This window comes from Pseudomonas sp. NFACC05-1, assembly GCF_900100135.1.
In the GTDB taxonomy this organism is placed as follows: Bacteria; Pseudomonadota; Gammaproteobacteria; order Pseudomonadales; family Pseudomonadaceae; genus Aquipseudomonas; species Aquipseudomonas fluorescens_Q.
This window is the reverse complement of sequence record NZ_FMTR01000009.1, coordinates 87,667-113,519: the sequence shown is the minus strand read 5'-3', so window position 1 is coordinate 113,519 and position 25,853 is coordinate 87,667. Positions and strand designations below refer to the sequence as shown.

General features: G+C 62.2%; 28 protein-coding genes. 15 read left to right on the top strand and 13 right to left on the bottom strand.

Annotated elements, in window-relative coordinates; translation table 11 throughout:
* The first annotated feature begins 18 nt into the window (after positions 1–18).
* From BLO97_RS15970 to BLO97_RS15960, 3 genes are read left to right on the top strand one after another with little or no spacing between them, the layout of a single operon-like run.
* The gene (locus BLO97_RS15970) at positions 19–888 is read left to right on the top strand and encodes an MNIO family bufferin maturase (protein ID WP_092144203.1); all 870 of its coding nucleotides are present in this window, start codon (positions 19–21) and stop codon (positions 886–888) included.
* A complete protein-coding gene (locus tag BLO97_RS15965; protein WP_092223180.1) occupies positions 885–1,643 on the top strand; it encodes an HvfC/BufC N-terminal domain-containing protein in 759 nt (252 codons plus the stop codon). Before BLO97_RS15970 ends, BLO97_RS15965 begins: the two co-directional genes overlap by 4 nt.
* The gene (locus tag BLO97_RS15960; protein ID WP_092223182.1) at positions 1,640–2,119 is read left to right on the top strand and encodes a DoxX family protein; all 480 of its coding nucleotides are present in this window, start codon (positions 1,640–1,642) and stop codon (positions 2,117–2,119) included. Before BLO97_RS15965 ends, BLO97_RS15960 begins: the two co-directional genes overlap by 4 nt.
* Positions 2,120–2,203: 84 nt before the next feature.
* Here BLO97_RS15960 and BLO97_RS15955 read toward each other — a convergent pair whose 3' ends face one another.
* Positions 2,204–3,118 (bottom strand): LysR family transcriptional regulator, encoded by a 915-nt coding sequence (locus tag BLO97_RS15955; protein WP_063322668.1) that lies wholly within the window; start codon positions 3,116–3,118, stop codon positions 2,204–2,206.
* 104 nt (positions 3,119–3,222) lie between these two features.
* On the opposite strand from BLO97_RS15955, the gene BLO97_RS15950 reads away from it, so the two are divergent.
* On the top strand, positions 3,223–3,822 hold the full coding sequence (locus tag BLO97_RS15950) for a short chain dehydrogenase (RefSeq protein ID WP_092223184.1): 600 nt from the start codon (positions 3,223–3,225) through the stop codon (positions 3,820–3,822).
* Positions 3,823–3,854: 32 nt separating this feature from the next.
* Here the strand turns inward: BLO97_RS15950 and BLO97_RS15945 are convergent, their stop codons facing one another.
* Positions 3,855–4,223, bottom strand: a complete 369-nt coding sequence (locus BLO97_RS15945) for a hypothetical protein (protein ID WP_092144195.1) — start codon at positions 4,221–4,223, stop codon at positions 3,855–3,857.
* A 175-nt stretch (positions 4,224–4,398) separates the two neighbouring features.
* On the opposite strand from BLO97_RS15945, the gene BLO97_RS15940 reads away from it, so the two are divergent.
* Together BLO97_RS15940 and BLO97_RS15935 are read left to right on the top strand one after the other, a co-directional pair.
* Entirely contained in the window at positions 4,399–5,073 is a 675-nt protein-coding gene (locus BLO97_RS15940) for a COG3650 family protein (RefSeq protein WP_092144308.1), read from the top strand.
* A gap of 244 nt (positions 5,074–5,317) precedes the next feature.
* Positions 5,318–6,931, top strand: coding sequence for an NAD(P)/FAD-dependent oxidoreductase (locus BLO97_RS15935; protein WP_092223186.1), 1,614 nt, complete (start codon positions 5,318–5,320; stop codon positions 6,929–6,931).
* A 166-nt stretch (positions 6,932–7,097) separates the two neighbouring features.
* On the opposite strand, the gene BLO97_RS15930 is transcribed toward BLO97_RS15935, so the two are convergent.
* Positions 7,098–8,192: a PLP-dependent cysteine synthase family protein gene (locus tag BLO97_RS15930; protein ID WP_092223188.1), complete on the bottom strand. Its 1,095-nt coding sequence runs from the start codon at positions 8,190–8,192 to the stop codon at positions 7,098–7,100.
* A 266-nt stretch (positions 8,193–8,458) separates the two neighbouring features.
* Here BLO97_RS15930 and nhaA point away from each other — a divergent pair, with 266 nt between their 5' ends.
* Positions 8,459–9,646: a Na+/H+ antiporter NhaA gene (gene nhaA / locus BLO97_RS15925; protein WP_092223190.1), complete on the top strand. Its 1,188-nt coding sequence runs from the start codon at positions 8,459–8,461 to the stop codon at positions 9,644–9,646.
* Positions 9,647–9,864: 218 nt separating this feature from the next.
* Positions 9,865–9,990, top strand: a complete 126-nt coding sequence (locus BLO97_RS31960) for a hypothetical protein (RefSeq protein WP_256571968.1) — start codon at positions 9,865–9,867, stop codon at positions 9,988–9,990.
* A 653-nt stretch (positions 9,991–10,643) separates the two neighbouring features.
* On the opposite strand, the gene BLO97_RS15920 is transcribed toward BLO97_RS31960, so the two are convergent.
* The gene (locus tag BLO97_RS15920) at positions 10,644–11,108 is read right to left on the bottom strand and encodes an outer membrane lipoprotein (RefSeq protein ID WP_047228399.1); all 465 of its coding nucleotides are present in this window, start codon (positions 11,106–11,108) and stop codon (positions 10,644–10,646) included.
* A 170-nt stretch (positions 11,109–11,278) separates the two neighbouring features.
* Between BLO97_RS15920 and BLO97_RS15915 the strand changes: the two genes are divergently transcribed.
* Positions 11,279–11,563, top strand: a complete 285-nt coding sequence (locus BLO97_RS15915) for a hypothetical protein (RefSeq protein WP_092144187.1) — start codon at positions 11,279–11,281, stop codon at positions 11,561–11,563.
* On the opposite strand, the gene pdxH is transcribed toward BLO97_RS15915, so the two are convergent.
* The 4 genes from pdxH to dinG form a co-directional block, all read right to left on the bottom strand.
* Positions 11,511–12,158 (bottom strand): pyridoxamine 5'-phosphate oxidase, encoded by a 648-nt coding sequence (gene pdxH / locus BLO97_RS15910; RefSeq protein WP_072343206.1) that lies wholly within the window; start codon positions 12,156–12,158, stop codon positions 11,511–11,513. The genes BLO97_RS15915 and pdxH overlap by 53 nt on opposite strands.
* Before the next feature lie 24 nt (positions 12,159–12,182).
* The gene (locus tag BLO97_RS15905; RefSeq protein WP_092144185.1) at positions 12,183–13,295 is read right to left on the bottom strand and encodes an OmpA family protein; all 1,113 of its coding nucleotides are present in this window, start codon (positions 13,293–13,295) and stop codon (positions 12,183–12,185) included.
* A 116-nt stretch (positions 13,296–13,411) separates the two neighbouring features.
* Positions 13,412–14,557, bottom strand: a complete 1,146-nt coding sequence (locus BLO97_RS15900; protein WP_072343212.1) for a serine hydrolase domain-containing protein — start codon at positions 14,555–14,557, stop codon at positions 13,412–13,414.
* Positions 14,558–14,828: 271 nt separating this feature from the next.
* Positions 14,829–16,973, bottom strand: a complete 2,145-nt coding sequence (gene dinG / locus BLO97_RS15895) for an ATP-dependent DNA helicase DinG (protein ID WP_063322679.1) — start codon at positions 16,971–16,973, stop codon at positions 14,829–14,831.
* Between the two features lie 99 nt (positions 16,974–17,072).
* Here dinG and BLO97_RS15890 point away from each other — a divergent pair, with 99 nt between their 5' ends.
* Positions 17,073–17,537 (top strand): CopD family protein, encoded by a 465-nt coding sequence (locus tag BLO97_RS15890; RefSeq protein ID WP_092223192.1) that lies wholly within the window; start codon positions 17,073–17,075, stop codon positions 17,535–17,537.
* A 123-nt stretch (positions 17,538–17,660) separates the two neighbouring features.
* On the opposite strand, the gene BLO97_RS15885 is transcribed toward BLO97_RS15890, so the two are convergent.
* From BLO97_RS15885 to BLO97_RS15870, 4 genes are all read right to left on the bottom strand, one after another.
* Positions 17,661–18,419, bottom strand: coding sequence for a collagen-like triple helix repeat-containing protein (locus tag BLO97_RS15885; protein ID WP_092223194.1), 759 nt, complete (start codon positions 18,417–18,419; stop codon positions 17,661–17,663).
* Positions 18,412–18,684 carry a DUF1145 domain-containing protein gene (locus tag BLO97_RS15880; protein ID WP_063322681.1) on the bottom strand — a complete coding sequence of 91 codons (273 nt, stop codon included), beginning with the start codon at positions 18,682–18,684 and terminating at the stop codon, positions 18,412–18,414. The genes BLO97_RS15885 and BLO97_RS15880 overlap by 8 nt, the downstream gene beginning before the upstream one ends.
* Positions 18,685–18,822: 138 nt before the next feature.
* Complete coding sequence (locus tag BLO97_RS15875) at positions 18,823–19,548, bottom strand: PA1041 family peptidoglycan-binding anchor lipoprotein (protein WP_063322682.1); 726 nt, start codon at positions 19,546–19,548, stop codon at positions 18,823–18,825.
* A 90-nt stretch (positions 19,549–19,638) separates the two neighbouring features.
* On the bottom strand, positions 19,639–20,334 hold the full coding sequence (locus BLO97_RS15870) for a PA1041 family peptidoglycan-binding anchor lipoprotein (RefSeq protein WP_063322683.1): 696 nt from the start codon (positions 20,332–20,334) through the stop codon (positions 19,639–19,641).
* 191 nt (positions 20,335–20,525) lie between these two features.
* Here BLO97_RS15870 and BLO97_RS15865 point away from each other — a divergent pair, with 191 nt between their 5' ends.
* The 4 genes from BLO97_RS15865 (at position 20,526) to BLO97_RS15850 (ending at position 22,279) form a co-directional block, all read left to right on the top strand.
* On the top strand, positions 20,526–21,023 hold the full coding sequence (locus tag BLO97_RS15865; RefSeq protein WP_063322684.1) for a DUF6231 family protein: 498 nt from the start codon (positions 20,526–20,528) through the stop codon (positions 21,021–21,023).
* A gap of 2 nt (positions 21,024–21,025) precedes the next feature.
* A complete protein-coding gene (locus BLO97_RS15860) occupies positions 21,026–21,514 on the top strand; it encodes a YchJ family protein (protein ID WP_092223364.1) in 489 nt (162 codons plus the stop codon).
* A gap of 70 nt (positions 21,515–21,584) precedes the next feature.
* Entirely contained in the window at positions 21,585–22,070 is a 486-nt protein-coding gene (locus BLO97_RS15855) for an LEA/WHy family protein (RefSeq protein ID WP_063322685.1), read from the top strand.
* Positions 22,071–22,075: 5 nt separating this feature from the next.
* Positions 22,076–22,279, top strand: a complete 204-nt coding sequence (locus tag BLO97_RS15850; protein WP_003198420.1) for an SEC-C metal-binding domain-containing protein — start codon at positions 22,076–22,078, stop codon at positions 22,277–22,279.
* A gap of 287 nt (positions 22,280–22,566) precedes the next feature.
* Here the strand turns inward: BLO97_RS15850 and BLO97_RS15845 are convergent, their stop codons facing one another.
* Positions 22,567–23,124, bottom strand: a complete 558-nt coding sequence (locus tag BLO97_RS15845; protein WP_063322686.1) for a cysteine hydrolase family protein — start codon at positions 23,122–23,124, stop codon at positions 22,567–22,569.
* A 205-nt stretch (positions 23,125–23,329) separates the two neighbouring features.
* Here BLO97_RS15845 and BLO97_RS15840 point away from each other — a divergent pair, with 205 nt between their 5' ends.
* Entirely contained in the window at positions 23,330–25,780 is a 2,451-nt protein-coding gene (locus BLO97_RS15840; protein ID WP_092223198.1) for a penicillin acylase family protein, read from the top strand.
* Positions 25,781–25,853 lie beyond the last annotated feature (73 nt).

The window sequence follows — 25,853 nt, the reverse complement described above, 5'->3', positions numbered from 1 at the left end:
CCTGAGGCCTCTGCCACCATGTTGAATACCCCATCCCTCGCCACTGATAACCGGCTGCCGCCAAGGGCAGGGCTGGGGCTCAAGAGCGAGCATTTTCGCGAGATACTCCAGGCCCGACCGGACCTGGGCTTTTTCGAAGTGCACGCGGAAAACTACATGGTGGCCGGCGGGCCGCTTCATCACTTCCTGGGGCGGATACGCGAACAGTACCCGCTGTCGCTGCACGGTGTCGGCCTGTCGATCGGTGGGGAGGGGCCGCTGGATATCGCGCATTTGCAGCGCCTGGCTGCATTGATCGACCGCTATCAGCCCCAATCCTTTTCCGAACACCTGGCCTGGTCCAGCCACGGCCCGGTGTTCCTCAATGACCTGCTCCCCCTGGCCTACGACGAAGCGACCCTCGACCGCGTCTGCGAACACGTCGACCAGGTGCAATCCAGCCTCAAACGTACGCTGCTGCTGGAGAATCCGGCGACCTATCTGGCATTCGAAGCCTCGACACTCGACGAGCCGCACTTCATGAGCGAAGTCATTCGTCGCACCGGCTGCGGCCTGCTGCTGGATGTGAACAACGTCTACGTTTCGTGCGTCAACCACTGCCGCGATCCACTGGCCTACCTCGACGCCCTGCCCCTGCAAGCGACCGGCGAAATCCACCTGGCCGGTTTTGCCGAAGACACCGACAGCCTTGGCGAGCGCCTGTTGATAGACGACCACGGCGCGCCAATCGATAACGCAGTCTGGCAACTGTACCTCAAGGTTCTGGCGCAGACCGGGCCGGTAGCCACCTTGATCGAGCGCGACAACCACATCCCCCCATGGGAAGTGCTGCTGGCCGAAGCGCGCCAGGCCGATCAGCTTTTAAATGCCGTTGGAGCCCGATCATGAGCGACCAGTGCACATTCGCCGCCGCCCTGCTCGACCCGCGCAAGGCTTGCCCCTCCGGCCTGCTCAGCGCCAATGGCGCCGACCCGCAGAGTCGCTTCGCGGTGTACCGCAACAACGTGCTCAGCTCATTGATCAACGCCCTGGCCGACAATTACCCGGTGGTGGCGCAACTGGTGGGCGAGGAATTTTTCCGAGGCATGGCTGGGGTCTACGTCCAGTCGGCGCCACCGCGAAGCCCGGTGATGAACGACTACGGGGATGATTTCGCCGGCTTCATCGAACGCTTCGAACCCGCCGCCTGCGTACCGTACCTGGCGGATGTCGCCCGACTGGAGCGACTGCACGTGCAGGCCTGGCATGCCGCCGACGCCGAGCCCATGGCCGCAGAACGGATCGTCGAGGTGCTGTCATCCGCCACACAGACAAAGCACCTGAAGATCGGTCTGCACCCGTCACTGCGGCTGCTGCACTCGCCCTTCGCCGTGGTGACGATCTGGGCCGCCCATCAGCACGAGACACCCGTGCCGTTCGAGGCGTTTTCTGCGCAAAACGCCTTGGTGCTGCGCAACGGCCTCGAGGTGCAAGTGTTCGCGATCAATCACGCGGCCCACGGGTTCATCACCGCCCTGCAACAGGGGCTGTCCCTGGCCGCTGCCATTGAAGCCTCAATCGACCTCGACCTGGAACCGACCCTGGCGGGGCTCATTCGTCACAGCGCTATCACTCACCTCCTAGCTGAACAGGTATCCCCATGAACGCCCTGATTGCCGGTTTCATTCAATGGCTGGAGAAAATCCCCCACAGCCTGATCGCCTTCATCGCGCGATTCTCGATTGCCGCGGTGTTCTGGAAATCTGGCCAGACCAAAATCGAAGGATTGGCCATCGACCTGGTCGACGGCACCTTCCAGGTCGGTCTGCCGCGGCTGGCGGACTCGACCATTCCCCTGTTCAAAAGCGAATACGCCCTGCCGCTGCTGTCGCCGGAACTGGCTGCGCACTTGGCGGCCTCTGCCGAGCATGTATTTCCGGTGCTGATCCTGCTTGGCCTGGCGACGCGCTTTTCAGCGCTGGCCTTGCTGGGCATGACCTTGACCATCCAACTGTTCGTCTACCCGGACGCCTACCCGACCCATGGTACCTGGGCGGCGGTATTGCTCTACCTGATGGCCCGTGGGCCTGGGGTGTTGTCGATCGATCACTTGATAGCCAAGCGTTACACCCACGGCTGAACACAGATCCTCTTACAGATCCCACAGGGGATCTGGACAGGTCGAAACATCCAAGCCACCCACAGGGGTTGTCCAACGGATGGACTATCGCTGCAGCCGATCCAACGCCTCGCCACTGCGCTTGAACCAGTCGATCAAATAGTCGGCCAGCACCTGGGTGCGCTTGGGCAGGCCGCCCTGGTAGGGATGCACCAGGTACATTGGCATGCGCCGGGTCTGGTAATCGCGCAGCAGCCAATGCAGGCGTCCGTCAGCCAACTCTTCATGCAGCAGATACGACGGCAGACGGGCGATTCCGGCACCGGCCAGGGCGGCTTTTTTCAGCAGGCTGTAGTGATTACTGGCGAACGGCCCCGACACTCGGACCCGCAGCAGTTCGTGTTGCTGGTGATACAGCCATTCTTCCCGCCCGCTGTAATGGCTATTGAGCAGGCAACGGTGTTCGGCCAGGGCCTGGGGCGTCTCGGGTTCGCCATAGTGTTCGAGGTAGGCCGGGCTGGCGCAGGTCATTTCGTGCCACGCCAGCAGTGGCCGGGCCACCAATCGCTCATCGATGGCGGCGTCGGAACGGATCGCCAGGTCGAAGCCATCGCGGCTCAGGTCACGGTAACCGTTGTTGAGCTCCAGCTCGATCTGCACGTTGGGATACGTACGAGCGAACTCCATCAGCAAGCCTTCGAAGAACGTTTCGCCCAACGAAACCGGCACCGTCATACGCACCGGCCCGGAAATATCGTCCTTCAACCGAGCCAATGCCTGACGGGCCCTTTCCACCTGCACCAGCAACGCCTGAGCCTGGGGCAGCAACGCCGCCCCTGCCGCCGTCAGGCTCAAGCGCCGCGTGGTGCGTTGCAGCAACACCACCGAAAACCGCTTCTCCAGCAGGCTGATGCGCTTGGACAACTGGCCCTTGCTGCACCCCAACTGCTGGGCCGCCAGGGTGAAACTGCCGGCCTCCATCAATACGGCAAACGCCGCCAGGTCATCCATTTCGCTCATTGGATTGTTTCCAATTGAAAACCAAAGGTTGCCTATTAGCATGATTATCCATGGAAAGAACCCCTCTAGACTGAAAACTCATTCAACCCATTGAGGAACAGCTCATGAAAATCCTGTTGATCGGCGCCAACGGCACCATCGGCTCGGCCATCGATAACGAACTGTCGCCGCGCCACGAAATCATTCGGATCGGCCGCCACAGCGGTGAACTGCAGGTCGATATCAGCGACAGCACCTCGATTCGCGCCCTGTTCGAGAAGACTGGCCGTTTTGATGCCCTGGTCTGCGCCGCTGGCAACGTCACCTTTGCGCCCCTGGCTGACATGACCGAAGACAGTTTTGCCCTGGGCTTGAAAGACAAGCTGATGGGCCAGGTCAACCTGCTGCTGATCGGTCGTGAATTCGCCAACGACGGTGCCTCCTTCACTTTCACCACCGGCGTACTCAGCCACGACCCGATCAAGAGCGGTGCTTCGGCGGCCCTGGTCAACGGCGCCCTGGACAGTTTCGTGCGCGCCGCGGCCATCGAGTTGCCCCGGGGGCTGCGGGTCAATTCGGTCAGCCCGAACGTGCTGGTGGAGGCCATGGACAAGTACGCACCTTACTTCCGGGGCTACAAGCCGGTGCCGGCCGTCGATGTTGCATTGGCCTACGCCAAGAGCGTCGAAGGCCTGCAGACCGGCCAGACCTATCACGTGGGTTGAGAAACGGACGCCCGCAGGCGCGCCTGATTTCATCAGGGCGCCGACGGCTCGAGCAATGTGGGTATCAATGAAGAGGCGACCTCACGCGGCACGCCTATCACGACCTCGGGACTTTCAATCACCCCTTTGATTGTCGCGGTACTGACCAACACACCATTGATGTACAAGCGCAGGGGCTTGTTCATTTCCTCTCGAGTAACCCTTGCCATGCGGCGCTGGGCGTCGGGGGCAAGCGCCACCTTCAACGTCACGTTTCTCAGGTCGATGCCATCCGCACGCTTGAGATTCAAATCGATTTCCGTGAAATCCGAAGCGGACGAAAAATGGATATCAGCCGCCATGCATTGCAACGCCGCGGTCATCCCCAAGGTTATGAACATGAATCGCTGTGTCTTTTTCATATGCCACCCCTAGGCCAGGAACCCGCGAAGCCTACTGCATCCGCCCCCTGCCCAGGCCATCGGTATGATTCGCAATGTAACCGCGAAGACCTTGCTGGCCCGCCAGGTTTGCCTGATGGCTTGTGCTGTAGAATCAGTCTGAGTAACGTGGCGGCACTTGTCTGGAGACCCAATGATGCGTGCCGCCCGTTCCCTGTTGCTTGTCGCCCTCCTCTCCATCTTCACCGGCTGCCAATTGCTCGAAGCCCCACGGCAGAGCGCGTCCCATGCGGGCCAGACTCGCATGCAGGGTGAGCTCACCGCAGCTGATGGCAAACTGGTGTTCCAGCCATGCCAGGAACAGCGCCGCTACATCGTCAACGACAGCGGCGGCACCAGCGTGCTGCAGCAGGCCGCCAGCCTGGCCGATGACCAGGGCAAACTGTTTGCCGATGTGCGCGGTCGCATCGTCTCCAGCGCAGCGGCCGGCACCGACAGTCAGTTGGACGTTGAACAGCTGTATCGCCTGGAACGCTCGGGAACGGCTTGCGAAGACATTGACTTCAAACGAGTGATCCTGCGCGCCGCAGGACACAGCCCGGAATGGACCCTCAAGGCCAGTGGCAAGGGCCTGGTGCTGGACCGCGAAGGCCAGCCGCCGCTGGCGGTGCCTTACGTCGAGGAGCAATTGGGCGATGGCCGCTTCAACCTGGGCACCGAGGCCAACGGCCAGAAAGTCGAACTCTGGGTCACACCTGCGCGTTGTGTCGACAGTGTCAGCAACAGCGTGCAACACATGAGCGCCGAGTTGCGGGTCAACGGCCAGGTCCAACGCGGCTGCGCCTACTTCGGCGGCGCGCGCGACGACTGACTGCGTGGCGTCACCGCAGCTTCACGTCGTCCAGAAGCGGAACGCGGAGCGTCCCTGGCGACATTCCCATGCGGAGCGTGGGAATGATCGATCCGCGGCAGCATACCGTCCCCGCTCCCTCGCCACGAAAGCGTCACAGCCGCTTTAAGTGAACAGCGTTATAGGGGAACCGGCGATTGCGGCTTATAATCGCCCGCTTCAAACGCCTTGGCGCAGTTGTGCGCCCCGCGAACCGGACCCCGCCATGTTACGAATCACCGAACTCAAGCTGCCGATCGACCACCCCGAAGAAGACCTGCGTCCTGCCATCGTGCAGCGCCTGGGCATCGCCAGCGATGACCTGCTCGACTTCACCCTGTTCAAGCGCAGCTACGACGCACGTAAGAAATCTTCCGAACTGTGCTTCATCTACACCATCGACCTGACGGTGCGCGATGAAGCCAGCCTGCTGCGCAAGTTCGCCGATGACCGTAACGTCAACGAAGCGCCGGATATCAGTTACAAAGTGGTAGGCCAGGCACCGGCCGACCTGAGCGAGCGACCGATCGTGGTCGGCTTCGGCCCGTGCGGGATCTTCGCCGCCCTGTTGCTGGCGCAGATGGGCTTCAAACCGATCATCCTCGAACGCGGCCCGGAAGTGCGCCAGCGCACCAAGGACACCTGGGGCCTGTGGCGCAAAAGCGTGCTCAACCCCGAATCCAACGTGCAGTTCGGTGAAGGCGGCGCCGGGACGTTTTCCGACGGCAAGCTCTACAGTCAGATCAAGGACCCGAAATTCCTTGGCCGCAAGGTCCTGCACGAATTCGTCAAGGCCGGGGCTCCGGAAGAAATCCTCTATGTCAGCAAGCCGCACATCGGCACGTTCCGCCTGACAGGCGTGGTGGAAACCATGCGCGAGCAGATTCGTGCCCTGGGCGGCGAAGTACGTTTCCAGCAGCGGGTCACGGATGTGCTGATCGAGGACGGCCAACTGGTCGGCGTCGAACTGGCCAGCGGCGAACAGATTCATTCCAAACATGTGATCCTTGCCCTGGGCCACAGCGCCCGGGACACCTTCCGCATGCTCCACAGCCGCGGCGTGTACATGGAAGCCAAGCCGTTCTCGGTGGGTTTCCGTATCGAACACCCGCAGTCGCTGATCGACAGCGCGCGCCTGGGCAAGTACGCCGGTCACCCGAAACTTGGCGCCGCCGACTACAAACTTGTGCACCACGCCAAGAATGGTCGTTCGGTGTACAGTTTCTGCATGTGCCCGGGCGGCACCGTGGTAGCCGCGACGTCCGAGCCGAACCGCGTCGTGACCAACGGCATGAGCCAGTATTCACGCAACGAGCGCAACGCCAACTCCGGCATCGTCGTCGGGATCACTCCGGAAGTGGATTATCCGGGTGGCCCGCTTGCCGGCATCGAGTTGCAGGAACGCCTGGAATCTCACGCCTTCGTCCTCGGCGGCAGTAACTATGAAGCCCCGGCGCAGTTGGTGGGCGACTTCATTGCCGGCAAACCGTCTACGGCACTGGGCAGCGTCGAACCTTCCTACAAACCAGGGGTATCCCTGGGCGACTTGGCCCTGGCCCTGCCGGACTTTGCCATCGAAGCCATCCGCGAGGCCCTGCCAGCGTTCGAGAAACAGATTCGCGGTTACTCGCTGCACGACGCCGTGCTGACCGGCATCGAAACCCGCACCTCGTCGCCACTGCGCATTACCCGCAACGAATCGCTGCAGAGCCTGAACGTCAAGGGCCTGTTCCCGGCCGGTGAAGGCGCCGGTTATGCCGGGGGGATCCTGTCGGCGGGGGTGGACGGGATCCGGATTGCCGAGGCCGTAGCGCGGGATATCCTCGGTCTCGAGGCCTGAGGGGACAATGCTGTTCACTCAAGAGCCACAGGCCCAAGTAAACAGCATTACCCGGTGGGAGCGAGCTTGCTCGCGATGGCGGACTGGCATTCAACACAGATGTTGACTGATCCACCGTTATCGCGAGCAAGCTCGCTCCCACAAGGGGTCTCAGGTTTTTCACGTTTCAGATATTCGCTCGCAACACGCTCTCCGGCAGCGCCACCCCTCGCTCCACACTCGCCGCCACGGCGTCTATCAGCCCACTCAACTCATAGCCTTGGGCCTTGAGCCACGCCGGATCGTAATAGGTCGTGGCATAGCGTTCGCCGCCGTCACACAGAATCGCCACGATCGACCCTGACTCCCCCGCCTCAACCATCTGCCTCGCGGCGATCAGCGCGCCGATCAGGTTGGTACCGCTGGATCCGCCGACCCGTCGCCCCAAGCGCTGGGCCAGGTAGTGCATGGCCGCCAGTGACAAGGCGTCCGGGACCTTGACCATTGCATCGATGACTTTGGGCAAAAACGACGCCTCGACCCGTGGCCGGCCAATGCCCTCGATGCGTGAGCCGCAATCCAGACGCAGGCTGGCATCGCCGCTGCAGTAATAATCGAAGAACACCGAACGCTCGGCGTCGGCACACAGCACGCGAGTGCCGTGCTGGCGATAACGGACGTAGCGCCCCAGGGTGGCGGTGGTGCCCCCGGTGCCGGGGCTTGAAATCAACCAGCTCGGCTCCGGGTGCCGCTCAAAGCGCATCTGCTGGAAGATCGACTCGGCAATGTTGTTATTGGCCCGCCAGTCCGTGGCGCGCTCGGCGTAGGTGAACTGGTCGATGAAGTGCCCATCATGCTCACGGGCCAGGCGCTCGGATTCGGCGTAGATCTGCGTAGGGTCGTCCACCAGATGGCTCTGGCCACCGTAGAAAGCGATCTGTGCGATTTTTTCCCGGGAAGTGGTCGCCGGCATCACCGCGATAAAGGGCAGGCCGAGCAGCCTTGCAAAGTACGCTTCCGAAATGGCTGTCGAGCCGCTGGAAGCCTCTATCACCGGCGCACCGGGCTTGAGCCAGCCGTTACACAACGCGTAAAGAAACAGCGAACGAGCCAGCCGATGCTTGAGACTGCCGGTGGGATGACTGGACTCATCCTTGAAATACAGCTCGATTCCCGGCAGGCCTGGCAGCGGCAGGGGAATCAGATGTGTATCGGCACTGCGCTGGAAGTCAGCCTCAATGATGCGAATCGCTTCGCGCGCCCACTGGCGGTGGTCGTTCATGGTGTCCTCTCACTGGCTCGGTTCGACGCGGGGAAACCTGGCGGTCATGCAGGCGCGACGTGGTCTCGGAAAAACCAGGCGCAAGCTTAGGAAAAAACCGACATCACGCACAGGTACAGCTAAGGTCCAATATGCGCCGCAACTGCCCGACTGTGCGGCGCACGCGTCGTAACGACATATAACAAAAAAGAATATAACTTTTGTTTTAACAACTAACAGTACGGGTTAGGGTGTGCCATCTTTTTGATTCGATAGGGAGAGCGATCATGCCTCTACGTAATTCCTTGACGCGTTTCTTCCAACTGGAAGCGGCCAGCGGCCTGCTGTTGATCGCCGCCGCCGTGTTGGCCCTGGCCATCAATAATTCGCCGCTCTCCTGGTTGTACAACGGCTTGCTGGACACGCCGGTAGTGGCCCAGGTCGGGGCGCTAAAGATCGCCAAACCGCTGTTGTTGTGGATCAACGACGGCCTGATGGCGATGTTCTTTCTGCTCATCGGCCTCGAAGTCAAACGTGAGGTACTCGATGGGCAACTGTCCAAACCCTCGCAAATCGTCCTGCCGGGTGCGGCGGCGATTGGCGGCATGGTCGTGCCGGCGCTGATCTACTGGTTCCTCAACCGCGACAACCCGGCCGCCCTCGCCGGCTGGGCGATTCCGACGGCCACCGACATCGCGTTCGCCCTCGGCGTGCTGGCCTTGCTGGGCAAGCGGGTGCCGGTGTCGCTCAAGCTGTTCCTGATGACCCTGGCGATCATCGACGACCTGGGCGCCATTATCATCATCGCGATCTTTTACTCCGGCGCCCTGTCCAGCCTGTCGCTCATACTGGCGGCAACCTGCATCGCCGCCCTGGTGGCGATGAACCGGATGGGCGTGGTCAAGCTCGGACCCTACATGGTTGTCGGCCTGATTCTGTGGGTCTGCGTGCTCAAGAGCGGTGTCCATGCCACCCTGGCCGGGGTGACCCTGGCGTTCTGCATCCCGCTGCGCACGAAAAACGCCGAGACTTCGCCGCTGCTAACCCTGGAACATGCCCTGCATCCCTGGGTGGCCTATGGCATCCTGCCGCTGTTCGCCTTCGCCAACGCCGGCTTGTCCCTGAGCGGCGTCACCGTCGAAAGCTTCACCCATCATGTGCCAATGGGTATCGCCATTGGCCTGTTGCTGGGCAAGACCGTCGGCGTCTTCGGCCTGACCTGGCTGGCGGTGAAAATCGGCATCGCCAGCCTGCCCCTTGGCGCTAACTGGGGCCAGGTATTGGGGGTGGCGATCCTGTGCGGTATCGGGTTCACCATGAGCCTGTTCGTTGGCTCCCTCGCGTTTGAGCCGGGTGTCAGCGACTATGCGGGCATGGACCGGATGGGGATTCTCACTGGTTCGATACTGGCGGCGTTGTTGGGTTATGCGGTGACGGCGGCGGCCAGTCGTAAGCGCGCTGCGTTGTCTTCCTGAAACGTTCCAACACGTCTTCAAGTCGTTTCGGGTCCTCAATATCCGGCCCTAACAGTAACAATTGATGGACAAGTAGAAGTATGGTTGGTGTGAATATCCGTTTCTGCGGTAACGGCTACTTAGGGTTCCGCCCTTACGGCGGGTCACTTTTGGAAGAGAGCGCCAAAAGTAACCAAAAACGCTTTGCCCCACCACTCGGTGCCTCGCCTAGGCTCGGCATGCCCGAACGCAGGCATTGCTCCGTGGGCCGCCGCGAAGGGCCATCCATGGCCCAGCGCGGCTACCTCGGCATCCATGCCGAGGTGCCCACTGCGCAATACCTGCGTTCGGCCAGCGTGGTTTAACGGGGCGCCCCAGATCAAAAGCCGAAGCGAGGCGGCCTTATAGCCGGCCTGGCTTAGAGTGAACGCGTTTCTTCTGTGGGAGCGGGCTTGCTCGCGAAGGCGGCATCACAGTCGATGATGATGTGGATGTACCGGCCTCTTTGCGACCAAGCTCGCCCCCACAGGAGGTCTGTGTTGAATATGAATTTTGTGTCCGCTGAAGATTGAATGTGGGAGCGAGCCTGCTCGCGATGGCGGTGGTTTAGTCACATGGATGCTGGCCTTGCTGGCCTCATCGCGAGCAAGCTCGCTCCCACAGGAGAAACACGTTCACCCAAAACCAGGTCGGCTACTAGGCCGCCTCGCGGTGGACGTTGATCTCAGCGCCCCATTAACCACGCTGGCCGAACGCAGGTATTGCGCAGTGGGCATCCCGGCATGGATGCCGGGATAGCCGCGCTGGGCCATGGATGGCCCTTCGCGGCGGCCCACGGAGCAATGCCGGAGAGAGGGCATGCCGAGCCTAGGCGAGGCACCGAGTGGTGGGGCAAGAGCGTTTTGGTTACTTTTGCGCTTTTCAAAAGTGACCCGCTGTAAGAGCGGAACCCTAAGTAGCCGTTACCCCAACAACGGATATACACACAACTCTGGAATCCCGCCCGTAAACCCGTAAATTAGTGCGATACGCGACTCGTACCATCCACAGTAGAAATACGAACCCGCTCACCCACACGGAACACCTCATTCTCCTGAACCTGCTGCACATAGGCACGCATGCTGCCATCGTCCTCACGAACAGTGATTTCCACGCCTTGGGTACGAGTCAGGCCTTCTTCAGTAGCGGAGCCAATCAGGCCACCGGCCACCGCGCCGATCACAGCGGCGACAATGCTGCCACGGCCACCACCGATGGCACTGCCGCCTACACCACCGACCACAGCACCGGCCGCACCGCCGATCGGGGTCTTGGTGCCTTCGATCTTGACCGGACGCAAGGCTTCGATCGTACCCATGCGAATCGTCTGCACGCGACGCGCTTCGTCACGGGAATAGGAGTCACCGGTCAGGCTCGACTGACAGCCAGTGAGCAACATCGCCATCGTGGAAAAGGAAGCAACCAGCAAAACAGACTTACGCATAGCATCAAACTCCAAAAGACAGGGATTCATTAAACTCCGCAGCTTGACGCCTGTCACGGCCTCGCCGGGATAAAATTGTTTTCATTCAGGTGGGATACAGGCGCACCCGAAAAATTCACCAAACAGTAGCGCCAATTTCCGAAACCTGCGTCATCAACCCGGGGATTTTCATGGATTATTTCATCATCGTCGCGGTCACCGTGGCCGGTTTGTACTTCCACTGGTGGCTGTACGTACGAATCAAACGCTGGATGGACCGCGACTTGGCGCTGTCCCTGGCGGGGCAGGATGAGCAGAAAAAGACCTACATGCTGCAACAATTGGCCCGCGCCCGGGAGCAAGGGGTCAAACGCCGGGACTTGCCGCAATGGCTTGAAACCGCTGCGGCATATTACCCCGACGCTAAGGCGCCAGACGCTCGCGCGTCCAGTTCGCCCCTTGCAGGCGATAGTTGAGGCGATCGTGCAGGCGGCTCGGACGCCCCTGCCAGAACTCGATGCGCTCGGGCAGCAAACGATAACCGCCCCAATGCTCCGGGCAATGCGGTTGGCTGTCGCTGAAACGTTGTTCGGTGGCCTTGAGCAGGTCGTCCAGCTCACCACGCCCTGCAATTACCCGGCTCTGGGGTGAAGCCCAGGCGCCGAGACGGCTGCCCAGCGGGCGAACCTGGTAATAGGCGTCCGACTCCTGCGCGGTGACCTTTACCACTTTGCCCTCGATGCGCACCTGGCGCTCCAGGGCCGGCCAGAAAAACGTCATGGCCGCAAATGGATTCGCGGCCAGTTGCTGCCCCTTGGCGCTGTCGTAGTTGGTGAAGAACGTGAACCCCAGGGCATCCAGGCCCTTGAGCAGCAGGATCCGGCAGTGCGGGCGCCCTTCTGCATCCACCGTCGCCAGGGTCATGGCGTTGGCCTCCACCGGCGCCTGCTCGGTTTTCACCGCGTCGGCGAACCATTGGTGGAACAGTGCAAACGGCTCGGCCGGGGCTTGTGCCTCGGTCAAGCCATCGCGGGTGTAGTCGCGGCGCATATCAGCCAGCGGTTGGGTCATGGCGCGTTCCTTGTGGTTAGCCCATCACTGCTTGGGGGTATCGGCAGCCGCGACTTTCTTGGTATCGGTGGCGGCTTTGGCCGGTTGGGTTTTCTTCGCCGGGGTAGTGGCCTTGGCAGGGGCTTTCTTCGCAGGCGCCTTGGCCACGGCTTTTTTGGCCGGTGCTTTTTTGCTGGTCGGGGTCACGGCTTTTTTCGCCGCAGGCGCTGGGGCCGGGGCCACGGGCTTCACGTCCTGGGCCGCCACCAGCGTCACGGGTGCGGGAGCCGGCATGTTGTATTTGCTCAGCAGCGCAACCATGGTGTTGGCCGGCGTGACCAGCAGTTCCACGCGACGGTTCAAGGCACGCCCTTCCACACTGTCGTTGGCCGCACGTGGCGCCACTGCGCCCATGCCGCGCAGCATCAGGCGATCACGTTGCAGGCCGCTGAGACGGAAAATCGCCGCAACGGACTGGGCACGCTCCTGGCTGAGCTTCAGGTTCGCAGGTGCGGCGCCCGAGGTATCGGCGTGGCCGAGGATCAGCACGGCGGTCTTGGGGTCGGCTTCAAGGATCTTCGCCACGCGGGTGAACGGCCCGAGGGTCACGGGCAGCAGCATGGCCGGACGGTCCGGGTTGAAGGAGCCGTCCACCGGCGCGGTGACCACCAGCACGTTGTCGCGGCGCTCGAGTTGGAGCTTGCTGTCCTGGATGGCTGTGCGCAGCTTCGGCTCGTAGTCGTCGAGCCAGGCCTGGGTGACTTTAGGATCGGGCATCGGCACCGCCTTGGCGGTCTCCTGATCCTTGCCGCCAAACGGCCACCACCACTTGCCGTTGCTTTCGGCTTCGGCCTTGGCAAGGGCCGGTGCCTTGGCTTCAGGTTTGTCCTGGGGTTTGACGTCATCTTTCTTCGCAACGTCGGCAGCATCATCGGAAGCGAACGGCCACCACCAGTGGGTGGCGCTCTCGGCCTTGGCTTGCGGTGCGACGGCAGCCGGTTTCAGAGGCGCCGCTGGCGCCGTGTCCTTGGCCGCCACCTTGTCGGAAGAGCCGAACGGCCACCAGCCGCTGCTGCCCTCGGCATCATTTTGTGGGGTTTGTGCGCAACCAGTGATAGCGAAGCACAGCGCCAGAGCGAGGGTTTTATTCGATGACATTGGATATCCACAAAATGATGTAAATGGAAAATAAAGGCCATGTTTTGGCCGCATAAACAGTCGCTTGGAATCTGAAAAGGCCACGAGGTTCCGGTGCCCGCCGCCTTCAATGGCGTTTATAGACAAGTGGCAAGGACCCTCGCAAGGTTCTGCGCGCGCGGGTCCATCAATACGTAAGGCCCGAGCGTGTTGGTCACGAAGCCAAAAGCCACATCATGCTCCGGGTCGGCGAACCCCATGGAGCCACCGGCCCCCGGATGACCGAACGCCCGTGGGCCAAGGCCATAGGTCGCATTCGGTACATCCGGCTGGTCGAGCATGCAACCCAGGCCGAAACGGGTCTGGGTCAACAAAGTCTTGTCCTCGCCGAAGCTGTGCTGGCGAGTCAGTTCGTCGAGCATTTCACCTTCCAGCAGGCTGCCATCCAGCAGCCCCCCATAGAACCCGGCCAGGCTGCGGGCGTTACCGTGGCCGTTGGCCGCCGGTTGCTGCATGCGCCGCCACTCCGGTTTGTTGGTACTGGTCATGATCGACGGCGGATTGGTGAAGGCCCGGGTGGTCATGGCCGTGGGCTCGCGCATCGTCACCTGCAGCAGGCGTTGGGCCGCGGCATCGCCGACGTTGCCTTTGCCACGGGCGATGTGGGCCACGCGATGAAACTCCTCGTCGGCCAGGCCAACGTGAAAATCCAGGCCCAACGGCTTGGCCACACGGGCCACGATGGACTCCCCCGGGCCACGCCCATCGGCCCTGCGCAACAGCTCGCCAACCAGCCAGCCGTAGGTGATCGCGGCATAACCATGACCCTCGCCCGGCGTCCACCAAGGTGTTTCGGCGGCCAGGGCATCGATCATGGCTTGCCAGTCATAAAGCGCTTCGGGCGGCAGCAATTCACGTAGCGCCGGCAACCCGGCCTGATGGCAGAGCAACTGGCGCAGGGTAATGGATTGCTTGCCGGCGGCGGCAAACTCGGGCCAATAGCGGGCGACCGGGGCATCCAGCTGCAACTTGCCTTCGGCCACCAGTTGCAGGGCGGTGACGGCGGTGAACGTTTTGGTGCAGGAAAACAGGTTGGCGATGGTGTCGCTGTGCCAGGTCTCATGGCCATCCTTGTCGGCGGTACCGGCCCACAGATCGATCACCGTGCGACCACCCACCTGAATGCACAACGCCGCGCCGCGCTCCTGGGGATTATCGAACAACGCCGCGAACGCTTCACGCACCGCCTCGAACTGAAGTTCATAATGGCCTTGAATCTGCACCCGCAACTCCTTTGAAACAAAGACTTTTTAGAGTGGCTGGTATTGTTTCAGCCATTGGGGGTTTTGGGAACCGCCATGGGACGGCTGGTTAACCTGAAACCGGCCCCTGTGGCGAGGGAGCTTGCTCCCGCTGGGTTGCGCAGCAACCCCAAAACCCGCCGTTGCGGTGTGCCAGATTGATCGCGACCAGCCTTCTTGGGGCTGCTACGCAGCCCAGCGGGAGCAAGCTCCCTCGCCACAACAGCGTCCATCACCAGAAGAACCCGCTTTGTCAGGAAATCTCCCGCCGAAACGGCGGCAGCGCGTTGAGGATCGCCTTGCCATAGCGCTGGGTGACCAGCCTGCGGTCGAGCAAGGTGATGGTGCCGCGGTCTTCTTCGGTGCGCAGCAACCGACCACACGCCTGGACCAGCTTCAGCGAAGCGTCCGGCACGGAGATTTCCATGAACGGGTTGCCGCCACGGGCTTCGATCCACTCGGCCAGTGCGGCTTCCACCGGGTCGTCGGGAACCGAGAACGGGATCTTGGCGATCACCACGTGCTCGCAATAGGCACCCGGCAAGTCCACGCCTTCGGCAAAACTCGCCAGGCCGAACAGCACGCTGGAATCCCCGCCATCGACCCGGGCCTTGTGCTTGTTCAGGGTTTCCTGCTTCGACAGGTTGCCCTGGATGAACACCTGTTTGCGCCAGTCACGGTCAAGGCCGTCGAACACGTCCTGCATCTGTTTGCGCGAGGAAAACAGCACCAGGGTGCCCCGTGAGCCTTCCACCAGTTCCGGCAGGTCGCGGATGATCGCCGCGGTGTGGGCGGCGGCATCCCGTGGGTCGGCCTTGAGGTCCGGCACCCGCAGCACGCCGGCATCGGCGTGGTGGAAGGGGCTCGGGACCACGGCGGTCACGGCTTTCTTCGGCAGGCCGGCGCGCATGCGGAAGCGGTCGAACGTGCCCAGGGCGGTCAGCGTGGCGGACGTCACCAGCGCGCCATAGGCCACGTTCCACAAGTTGCGCCGCAGCATTTCCGCCGCCAGGATCGGGCTGGCATTGACCTCGATGTCGAACAGCGAACCGCTTTCGGCCAGGGTCAGCCAGCGCGCCATTGGCGGGTTGTCTTCCGGGTCTTCAGCGGTGAAGGCCGTCCACAGTTCCCAGTTGCCTTGTGAGCGGGACAACAGGCTGCCAAACAGCGGGTACCACTCCTCGGCCTGGTTGCTGGCGATTCCGATGTTGACCTCGCCGTCCATGCCTTCCTTGAGCAGGTCGGTCAGGCGCGTGAACAGGTCGGTCAGGCGTGCGAAACCTTTCTTGAGCTCGATGCCCATTTCGCGCATGTGTTCAGGAATCACTCCGCCGACGAAGCGATGGCGTGGCCGCTCCCGGCCCTCGACGTCTTCGCCTGGCTTGAAATCGGCCACTTGCTCGCACGCGGTGAACATGAACTGCTGGTTCGTCTTGATTTCCCGCGCCAACTCCGGCACTTGCTCGATGAACTTGCCCAGGTCACCCGGCAACGGGTGCTGGGCCAGCAGCTTGGTGAGGTTCTTGGCGGTGGTTTCCAGCCAGTCGGCGGTGGAACGCAGCCGGGTGTAATGGGCGAAATGACCGATGGCCTTGTCCGGCAGGTGATGGCCTTCGTCGAACACGTAGATCGTGTCGCGCGGGTCCGGCAGCACCGCACCACCGCCCAGGGCCAGGTCGGCCAGCACCATGTCGTGGTTGGTGACGATGACATCGACCTTGCCCATACCTTCGCGGGCCTTGTAGAAAGCGCACTGGCCGAAGTTCGGGCAATGGCGGTTGGTGCACTGGCTATGGTCGGTCGTCAGGCGGGACCAGTCGGCGTCTTCCAGGGCGGTGGACCAACTGTCGCGGTCGCCGTCCCATTTATTGCCGGCCAGCTTCTCGATCATGCTGGTGAACAGCTTCTGGCTGGCCTCATCGACTTCGATCTTGAAGCCTTCTTCTTCGAACAACTGGGCCGTGGCGGTCTGCGCGTGGCCTTCCTGGAGCAACATGTCGAGCTTGGACAGGCACATGTAGCGCCCACGGCCCTTGGCCAGCGCGAACGTGAAGTTCAGCCCGCTGTTGCGCATCAGGTCGGGCAGGTCCTTGTAGACGATCTGCTCCTGCAGGGCGACGGTGGCCGTGGCGATCACCAGGCGTTTGCCGGCGGCCTTGGCAGTGGGAATCGCCGCTAGGCTGTAGGCCACGGTCTTGCCGGTACCGGTGCCGGCCTCCACCGCCACGACGGCGGGCTCGCCACTGCGCCGGCCTTCGTCGTCGGTGTCGATGTCACCCAGGACTTTTGCCACTTCGGCAATCATCAGGCGCTGGCCATATCGCGGCTTGAGGCTCTTGGCTTCGAGAAAACGCGAATAGGCGCCCTGGATCGTGGTTTTGAGTTCGGTGCTGATCATGAATGGTCGGGCGCAAAAAACGCTGGATAAATTTTCAGTGGTTCGGATCGGCGGCTATCATACCCCGCGAATGAATCCTGCGCAGAACGGAGTAACCCAATGACATCCTTTGCCCTCGTCTACACCCTGCATTTACTGGCGGCCCTGGTCTGGGTCGGCGGCATGTTTTTCGCCTGGATGATCCTGCGCCCGGCCGCAATGACGGCGCTTGAGGGCCCTGCCCGGCTCAAGTTGTGGGTAGAAGTGTTTCAGCGTTTTTTTGTCTGGGTCTGGGTGGCGGTGGTGCTTTTACCGATCAGCGGTGTAGGCCTGATCCATGTGCGCTTCGCCGGTTTCGAAACCGCGCCTCGGTATGTGCAGGTGATGATGGGATTGTATGTGGTGATGGCTGCGCTGTTCATCCGCATCCAGGGCCTGCAACTGCCGGCATTGCGTAGCGCCGTGACGGCGCAGGACTGGCCGGCCGGTGCGGCGGTGCTGGGGAAGATCCGGCGGTTGGTGGGGATCAATTTGTTGATCGGGTTGCTGGTGGTGGCGATTGGCGCGGCGCGGCCAATGTTCTGAACATCACATAAAACCCTGTGGGAGCGACCTTGCTCGCGATGACGGTGTATCAGCACTACTTCATCGACTGACACAACGCCATCGCGAGCAAGCTCGCTCCCACAGGTTCAGATCAGATTTTCTTCAGAACCGCTGCACCGTCACCGTCCCCGCCGCTCCGGCAGGCCCTGGCTGGCCATCGGCGCCAGGACGACCGCTTTTGCCGCCATCGGCGGTATAGACCAAGCACCCCTTGGCCTTGCCTCCCGCCCCGGGTTTGCCGCCGTGTCCCGCCGCGCCACCGGCCCCGCCGTCCACCGTCACCTTGATCTGCTCGGCAGGGTAGGCCAGGGGCAGCTCGAGGCGTACCTGCGCGCCAGCGGCTCCCGGCTGGCCATCGCTGCCATTGCTGCCGTCGGCCCCGCGACCGGCCGAACCCCAGGTGCAACCCGGCGCCTGGCCATTGGCACCGTCAAGACCGACGAAACCCGGCGCACCGGTTCCACCGCGGGCATCCACCGACAACAGCGGCGCATTCAAGGCATTGAAACGCAGGTTGAGATCGCGCCCCGACCGCGCGGCCTTGGTGTAGGTACCCGGTGCGCCGCGTGAAGTGATCTGGCTGCCCTCGGCCAGCTCAGCCCGGGCCACTTTCATTTCCAATGCCTGCTGCGCCGGCACGATGGCGATCCGTGCTTCACGCCCCAGGTGCAATTGGTCGATAGTCAGTTCAGTGACATTGGAAGGCACCAGCAGCGTGCCGTAGTCGGCCACGTCCAGTCGCTCGAGGACCAGAGTGCTGGTGGTGTTTGGCAGGCGCATCAACGAATGGCTTTCTACCTGGACCACCTGGGCCGAAGCCCACGGGCATACGAGTGCGGCGAGCAGACACAATTTACGCATGGGAAGCCTCTGGCGCGGTCGGGAGGGTTTGCAAATGGAAGATACCGAACAACAGCACTCTGAGGCGATCACGACCAGGCGCGGGGCGGCCACGGAAACTGGCCCGGAACAACAGCAGTTCCAGCAAATGGAGCACCAGTAAAAACGCGCCGGCGACATTGACCAGCAGATGCAGCGGATGGACGAACGGCACGACCAGATTGACCAGCACCACCAGCCAGAACAGCAGGGTCAGCAAGCGCCCCAGCCCCCAAAACACCTTCATACGCCCCCCTGATCGGGAATTATTCTTTGCGCGCACAGTAACGGCTTGCGCGCAGGATAAGCCAGAGGGCCAGGCAAATTTAATCTGACCCGAGCCCCGGATCGCCTTCCCGACGACCCGGCAGCCCTGGTCCGAGCTTCAACGCTGGATATGCAGCTCAACCCGACGGTTCTGTGCCCGCCCTTCGTCAGTCTCATTGTCAGCCACCGGCTCGCTTTCGCCCTTGCCTTCGCTGGTGAGTTTGTCGGGGGCCAGCCCCTGGGTCAGCAAATACTCCACGACGCTGCTGGCCCGACGTTCGGACAGCCCTTGGTTATAGGCATCAGTGCCGACACTGTCGGTGTGACCCACCACCCGGATGCTGGCGACATTGGCATGGCTGAGTTTGCCCATCAGCCCATCGAGTTGGCTTCGAGCGTCTGCCGTGAGGTCGGATTTGTCGAAATCGAACAGTACCTTGCCGGCGTCGTTGAGGGTGATGACCTCGCTCGCCGGCGCTTGCGGTTCGACCGGCGGGGCGCTGGCCGGGTATTGCGGCAGCGGGCAACCGTGATGCTCGACGGGGGTATTGGCCGGCGTATCGGGACAACGGTCGCGGCGGTCGAACACCCCGTCGTCGTCTTCATCGCCATCCTGGGCGTAGCAGATCAGACCACCGCCCAGCAATCCCAGTGCGGCGCCACCGGCGGCCCAGCCACTGCTTTCAATGGCCCCCAACCCGCCGCCAACCAAGCCGCCGATCAGGCTACAGATTGGCCAGGTGCGTTGATTGAGAGGTGCGCTGCCATCGCTGTGAGTGGCGCAACCGGACAACAGACTGCTCGCCAGCAGTACCGGTAAGGCGGCCCTGATTAGAACGTTCATGGTGAAGGCTCCTGTGTCACCGGCCCATACCGGTCACACAGGAGTAAAGACCCGCATCCGCAACTCTACAAGCCGCGATTCGCAAGGGTTTCAGCGGCTTATCTTGATTTCCGTGCGACGGTTCATCGCGCGGCCGTCGGCGGTCTTGTTATCGGCCACCGGCTGACTCTCACCGGCGCCGGACACCGAGACGAAACTGGCACGCGGTACGCCGTTTTCGACCAGGTATTGCACCACCGAGTTGGCCCGTTTCTCCGACAACCGTTGGTTATAGGCATCGCTGCCGACACTGTCCGTATGGCCGGTGACCCGCAGTTGCGCGGTGGACGTTTCCTGTTTCAGTCGGGTGGCGACCGTGCTCAGCACATCCTTGTCGGCTGGGGTCAGCGTGGCTTTGTTGAACTCAAAGTGCACGTCGCGGATCACGATGGTTTCTTCCTTGACCACTGGAGGCTCTTCAGCCATTGGCGGTGGTGCAGGTGGTGGGCAACCGTCGGCATCGACCTGCACACCCTTCGGTGTGCCCGGGCACTTGTCGCGGCTGTCCGGCACGCCATCGCCATCTTCGTCGCCGTCGCCGTGCACCCAGCAATAAGCTGCCGCCATGCCGCCAACGTACAGCGCGCCGCCGCCAGCCCAGGAAGTGCTTTCTATGGCGCCTAATCCCGCACCGATCGCACCGCCGACGGCCGCACAGGTCGGCCAGTCGGTTTTCTGCAAACCTGCGCAACCAGTCAACACACTGGTTAGCAGAACCAGGGGTAACGCTGTCCGAACTATGCTCATCGGGTTTCTCCTTGAGGGATCGGCTTGTCGCCGATTCAGGGGAGTAAAGACCCGTCTTCGAATCTGCGCCAGCCTGAGCAATCGCGGGTTTTCGCCCCGTGTTTACGAAGATTCCGCACGTCCAGGGACAAACCGCTCTAGGCCACGATGTCCGGGCAGGCTATCGTGATGGTTCTGACTGAGGAGCTTCGATGACTGTTGCCATTTCTGCGCGTACGCCCCAGCAAGCCCTGGCGGCCGTGCTTGACCGTTATGCCCCGCAAAAACTGCTGCTGATCGGTGCCAGCGGCTTTCCAGCGCTTGAAGCATTCCAGCAGGCCCATCCCGGCACCGAAGTGGTCCACGCCGGCCCCGGCGCGCTGCCGGCGGACGTGGCGGCGCGGCGTTTTGACCTGGCCCTGGCGCTCGATTGCCTGGAGCATTTGCCCAAGCGCGAAGGTCTGAACCTGTTGGGTGGCATCCGCAATCTCAATGCCAGTCGCATTGCCGTGCTGGCAGATCTCAACGCCTGCGGCTGGCAAGAGACGGACTTTTTTTCACTGGCCCTGCAAGCCAGCGAGCGATTCCAGCGCGAAGATCAGGTGCTGACCCTGTTTACCTACGATCTGCTTGAATACAAACAAGTCCCCGACTGGCTCAACTCGCGCTTTTGGGCCAACCCGGAAAATTTTGGAAAATATTGGTGGTAACCGTGAACACAAGCCCACACACGCCCATCTGCCCCTGCGGCAGTGGCAATCCACTGGACGCCTGCTGCGGCCATTACCACGACGGTCACCCGGCGCCCTGCGCCGAAGCCTTGATGCGCTCGCGCTATAGCGCCTATGTATTGGGCCTGGTGGATTATCTGGTCGCCACCACCCTGCCCGCCCAGCAGCCAGGCCTCGATCGCCAGTCGATCAGCGAGTGGAGCGCCAACAGCACCTGGTTGGGGCTGGAGGTGGAAAGCAGCGAAGTGCTAGGTGGTCAACCGGAACATGCCTTTGTCACGTTCACGACACGCTGGCACGACGGCCAGGGCGAGCATAGCCACCGTGAGCAATCCTCGTTCGTGCAGAACGACGGGCGCTGGTATTTCATCGATCCGACCGTGCCGGTCAAGACAGGACGCAACGACAGCTGTCCGTGTGGCAGCGGGCACAAATTCAAGAAGTGCTGCGCCGGCTACTTCAATCGCTGAATTTAGGAAACGTCCGACGCTCGTCCATCGGCCCATAGGGCTAGACTGGGGATAAACCAGAGGCACGGACATGACCCCTCCATCATTCTTGCTGCGCATCACCTGCCTGCTGCTGTTCGTTGGATTCGGCGGCTGTGCATCCTGGCGAGGTGAAGAAGCTCCGGAACCACAGGTACATCTGGTCAAAGTCGAGGTGGTGCGGGCCCGGCTGGTGGAACAGAGGTTCACGCTGCACTTTCGCGTCGACAACCCCGGCGACAGCGACCTCACCGTTCGCGGCCTGACCTACCGCATCCACCTGGGCGACCTGTTGCTGACCGAAGGCGAGCATGAGCACTGGTTCACCGTGCGTCCCAAGCACAGCGCCTACTTCAAGGTGCCGGTGCGCACCAACCTGTGGCCACAGGTGCGGGAAGTGGTGAAGCTGCTGGAGAAACCCCGGGAACAGATCCCCTATCGTCTGGAAGGTGAGCTGGAAACCGGATTATTCATCGCTCACTACGTGCACCTGGAACGTAATGGCGTGATAATCGCCGCCGATTTTATTGCGGAGTAACCCCGATGACCCAACAACCCCACGTCCATGGCCCTGATTGCAACCACGATCACGACCATCATCACGATCATGACCACGGCCATGTCCACGGTCCGAACTGCGGCCACGCCCACCAGGAACCGGTGCGCAACGCCCTGAAGGATGTCGGCCGCAACGACCCTTGCCCGTGCGGTAATGGCAAGAAATTCAAGAAGTGCCACGGGGCTTGAGGGTCCGGGCGAAAAGCTTTTTCGCCTGTTAGAGCGTCATCGCGAGCAAGCTCGCTCCCACAGAGTTTGCCATTAACCAATCCAGGGTGTGATGGCTTGGAAGCTTTTTGTGGCGAGGGAGCTTGCTCCCGCTTGAGTGCGAAGCGCTCATCGCTTTTTTGGGGCCGCTGCGCGCCCCAGCGGGAGCAAGCTCCCTCGCCACGGGACCGTGCCGCTTTCAACACCCTGTGGGAGCTTGCTCCGGGCGGCGATCCAACAATGAGGCCGGCACTGTCAACACCGATCTATCAGCCCGCCTGCAGAATCCGCTTCACACCGACCACCGTCGCATACTCACCATGCAAATTGCCCAAGGACATGGCATGCACCTCGGCAGCCGTACGGGCGTTGCCGAAGTAATCGCTCTTGTCGAAGGTAAAGCAGGCATCTTCGACCACCCACGTGTCGAATCCCAGGTTGCCGGCCGTACGCGCCGTGGACTCCACCGAGTTGTGCGTTGCCACCCCGACGATCACCAATTGCCTGATTCCGGCGTTGCGCAGGTCTTGTTCCAGGTGGGTGCCACTGAACGCATCCGGCACCTGCTTTTGCACCAACCGTTCCCCTGCCTGCGGCTCGAACCGTGGCTGGACTTCCACCCCCGACTGCCCCGGCCAGAACACCGAGTCCGGCGAGCGGGAGAGGTGGTGGACGTGAATCACCGGACGCGCCGTCCGTCGCCATAAAGCCAGTAGCTCCAGCATGCGCAGCTCTGCCTCGGGGTTGTTGCGAGGGCCGAGCCTGGGGTGAAGGATGCCTTTTTGTTGATCGATGAGAATCAGCGCCGCGTCGTTCTGTAGCTCCATGCCAGTTTCTCTTGCTTGGTCTTTGAATGTTCCACACTTGATCATCACCTTTTCCTATAGGCAAGCCTTCGAGCAAAGCGATGACCCGGCCCCGGAGTTTTATCGCCAAACCAACAAATAACCCTCGCCCCCGCTTGCGCGGCCCCCTCCTGCTCACTAACGTAGCGCCTTTATTGGTGCCACCCCCTCCCGCAGGAGCTTTGCCATGGCCTCGCCAGCCTCTATTTCCCTTATCCCCCGGCTCGGCGTTGCCGCCGCAATGGCCAGTGTGCTCGGTTTGAGCGGATGCCAGACCTGGAACGCCCAGGACACTGTCCCGCCGACTTCCGGTGTGCAACCGCTCAAGGGGCTGGCGCAGAACGTCTCGGTCCGGCGCAATGCCACCGGCATGCCGCTGATCGAAAGCAACAGCTTCCATGACGCCCTGTTCACCCTCGGCTACGTCCACGCCAGCGATCGCATCACCCAAATGGTCACCCTGCGCCTGCTGGCCCAAGGACGATTGGCAGAAATGTCCGGCGCCGAACGGCTGGACGTCGACCGCTACATGCGCGCCGTCAACCTGAAGAAAAACGCCGACGAGCTGTACAAGGCGTCTTCGCCAAGGCTCAAGCGTTTCTTCGAAGTCTATGCCCGCGGCGTCAACGCCTACCTGTTCCGCTACCGCGACAAGTTGCCGTCGGACCTGGCCGCCACTGGCTACAAACCCGAGTACTGGAAACCGGAAGACTCGGCGCTGATGTTCTGCCTGCTGAATTTCAGCCAGTCAGCCAACCTCCCGGAAGAAATCGCCAGCCTGGTGCTGGCCCAGACCGTCACCAACGACAAGCTCGCCTGGCTGAGCCCGTCCTATCCGGACGAGCAACTGCCCGTGGCCGAGGCCGACAAGCTCCAGGGCTTGCGACTCAATGGCCAGATCCCGGGCCTGAGCGAAATCAGCAAGGCCACCCAGCAATTGGCCGGGTTGAACCTGTTGGGTGCTGCGTCTTCAAGCAACTGGGCCATCGCGCCACAACGCAGCCGCAGCGGCAAGAGTCTGCTGGCCAGCGACAGCCACGGGCCGCTGGGCATGCCGGGGCTGTGGAGCCCGGTACAGATCCGTGCGCCCAAGTACCAGGCGGCCGGGGTTTCCGTGGCGGGCATCCCGATGATCCTGGCCGGGTTCAACGGCAAAGTGGCCTGGAGCATGACCAGCGTGCTGGGGGACAACCAGGACCTGTTCCTGGAAAAAATCCGCCGTCAGGGCAATGGCCTGTCCTACGAGGTCAACGGCAAATGGCAACCGGCGATCGTGCGCAACGAAACCTACTTCATCAAAGGCCAGCGGCCGATTCGTGAAGCGGTGTTCGAAACCCGCCACGGCCCGTTGCTCAACAGCGCCCAGGGCCCGGCCATGGCCAACGGCTTTGGCCTGGCCTTGCAGACGCCGAGCTTCAGCGACGACAAGACCCTGGATGCCTTCTTCGACCTGTCCCGGGCGCAGAACGTCGAGAAAGCCTCCGACGCCAGCCGGGAAATCCGCGCCATGGCGGTGAACCTGGTCTTTGCCGACGCCAGCCATGTCGGCTGGCAAGTCACCGGTCGCTACCCGAACCGCCGTGAAGGCGAGGGTCTGTTGCCGTCGCCGGGCTGGGACGGTCGCTACGATTGGGACGGTTACGCCGACCCGATGCTGCACCCCTACGATCAGGACCCGCCCCAGGGCTGGCTTGGCACGGCCAACCAACGGGTCATCCCCCATGGCTACGGCATGCAACTGTCCAACTCGTGGGCCGCACCGGAGCGTGGCGAACGCATGGCCGAACTGGCCGGCGCGGGCAAGCACGACACCCGCAGCCTGACCGCCATGCAATACGACCAGGGCACAACGTTCGCCGCCAAGCTCAAGCAAGTCTTCGAAGCACCGGGCATGACCCAGCCGCTCAAACAGGCGATCGAAGCCCTGCCGGTGGCTGACCGGGCCAAGGCCCGCGAGGCCTACACTCGCTTGATGGCATTCGATGGCCGGCTCAACCCGACCTCCGCCGACGCGGCGATCTATGAGCTGTTCCTGCAGGAAAGCATGAAGCAGATTTTCCTCGACGAACTGGGCCCGGACAGCAGCCCGGCGTGGAAGGCGCTGGTCGCCAACGGCCAATTGTCCTACTCGGCCCAGGCCGATCATCTGCTGGGACGTGAAGACAGCCCGTTCTGGGACGATGTACGCACCCCTCAGAAAGAAGACAAGGCCGTCATCCTCGCCCGCAGCCTGGTCGCCACCATCAACGCCGGTGACAGCCAGTTGGGCGGTGACCACAAGGCTTGGCAGTGGGGCCAGTTGCATCGCTACGCGTGGAAGAACAGCAACGGCCAGATCGTACGCGGCCCGCTACCGGCTGGTGGCGACGCCAGCACGCTCAACTCGGCGGCGTTCGCCTGGGGCCAGGATTTCACCACCACCCTGGCGCCGGCCATGCGCTTTATCGTTGACTTCGGCCAGCCTGAACCGTTGATGATCCAGGACGGCGCCGGCCAGTCTGGCAACCCGGTCAGCCCGAACTATGCCAATGGCATCGATCCGTGGATCAAGGGGCAGTACCAGAGCCTGCCGCTGCAGTCACAGAACTTCGATCGGGCGTATGGCAAGACGCGGTTGACCCTGGTGCCTGGCAAATAGACTGCCCTGTGGCGAGGGGATTTATCCCCGTTGGGCTGCGAAGCAGCCCTGAAACCAGGCAACTAGGTGTGTC

Bases quoted from the DNA above. Each gene is read 5' to 3' on its own strand.
- BLO97_RS15970 (WP_092144203.1), top strand. From the start codon at position 19: ATGTTGAATACCCCATCCCTCGCCACTGATAACCGGCTGCCGCCAAGG.
- BLO97_RS15965 (WP_092223180.1), top strand. From the start codon at position 885: ATGAGCGACCAGTGCACATTCGCCGCCGCCCTGCTCGACCCGCGCAAG.
- BLO97_RS15960 (WP_092223182.1), top strand. From the start codon at position 1,640: ATGAACGCCCTGATTGCCGGTTTCATTCAATGGCTGGAGAAAATCCCC.
- BLO97_RS15955 (WP_063322668.1), bottom strand. From the start codon at position 3,118: ATGAGCGAAATGGATGACCTGGCGGCGTTTGCCGTATTGATGGAGGCC.
- BLO97_RS15950 (WP_092223184.1), top strand. From the start codon at position 3,223: ATGAAAATCCTGTTGATCGGCGCCAACGGCACCATCGGCTCGGCCATC.
- BLO97_RS15945 (WP_092144195.1), bottom strand. From the start codon at position 4,223: ATGAAAAAGACACAGCGATTCATGTTCATAACCTTGGGGATGACCGCG.
- BLO97_RS15940 (WP_092144308.1), top strand. From the start codon at position 4,399: ATGCGTGCCGCCCGTTCCCTGTTGCTTGTCGCCCTCCTCTCCATCTTC.
- BLO97_RS15935 (WP_092223186.1), top strand. From the start codon at position 5,318: ATGTTACGAATCACCGAACTCAAGCTGCCGATCGACCACCCCGAAGAA.
- BLO97_RS15930 (WP_092223188.1), bottom strand. From the start codon at position 8,192: ATGAACGACCACCGCCAGTGGGCGCGCGAAGCGATTCGCATCATTGAG.
- nhaA (WP_092223190.1), top strand. From the start codon at position 8,459: ATGCCTCTACGTAATTCCTTGACGCGTTTCTTCCAACTGGAAGCGGCC.
- BLO97_RS31960 (WP_256571968.1), top strand. From the start codon at position 9,865: ATGCCCGAACGCAGGCATTGCTCCGTGGGCCGCCGCGAAGGGCCATCC.
- BLO97_RS15920 (WP_047228399.1), bottom strand. From the start codon at position 11,108: ATGCGTAAGTCTGTTTTGCTGGTTGCTTCCTTTTCCACGATGGCGATG.
- BLO97_RS15915 (WP_092144187.1), top strand. From the start codon at position 11,279: ATGGATTATTTCATCATCGTCGCGGTCACCGTGGCCGGTTTGTACTTC.
- pdxH (WP_072343206.1), bottom strand. From the start codon at position 12,158: ATGACCCAACCGCTGGCTGATATGCGCCGCGACTACACCCGCGATGGC.
- BLO97_RS15905 (WP_092144185.1), bottom strand. From the start codon at position 13,295: ATGTCATCGAATAAAACCCTCGCTCTGGCGCTGTGCTTCGCTATCACT.
- dinG (WP_063322679.1), bottom strand. From the start codon at position 16,973: ATGATCAGCACCGAACTCAAAACCACGATCCAGGGCGCCTATTCGCGT.
- BLO97_RS15890 (WP_092223192.1), top strand. From the start codon at position 17,073: ATGACATCCTTTGCCCTCGTCTACACCCTGCATTTACTGGCGGCCCTG.
- BLO97_RS15885 (WP_092223194.1), bottom strand. From the start codon at position 18,419: ATGCGTAAATTGTGTCTGCTCGCCGCACTCGTATGCCCGTGGGCTTCG.
- BLO97_RS15880 (WP_063322681.1), bottom strand. From the start codon at position 18,684: ATGAAGGTGTTTTGGGGGCTGGGGCGCTTGCTGACCCTGCTGTTCTGG.
- BLO97_RS15875 (WP_063322682.1), bottom strand. From the start codon at position 19,548: ATGAACGTTCTAATCAGGGCCGCCTTACCGGTACTGCTGGCGAGCAGT.
- BLO97_RS15870 (WP_063322683.1), bottom strand. From the start codon at position 20,334: ATGAGCATAGTTCGGACAGCGTTACCCCTGGTTCTGCTAACCAGTGTG.
- BLO97_RS15865 (WP_063322684.1), top strand. From the start codon at position 20,526: ATGACTGTTGCCATTTCTGCGCGTACGCCCCAGCAAGCCCTGGCGGCC.
- BLO97_RS15855 (WP_063322685.1), top strand. From the start codon at position 21,585: ATGACCCCTCCATCATTCTTGCTGCGCATCACCTGCCTGCTGCTGTTC.
- BLO97_RS15850 (WP_003198420.1), top strand. From the start codon at position 22,076: ATGACCCAACAACCCCACGTCCATGGCCCTGATTGCAACCACGATCAC.
- BLO97_RS15845 (WP_063322686.1), bottom strand. From the start codon at position 23,124: ATGGAGCTACAGAACGACGCGGCGCTGATTCTCATCGATCAACAAAAA.
- BLO97_RS15840 (WP_092223198.1), top strand. From the start codon at position 23,330: ATGGCCTCGCCAGCCTCTATTTCCCTTATCCCCCGGCTCGGCGTTGCC.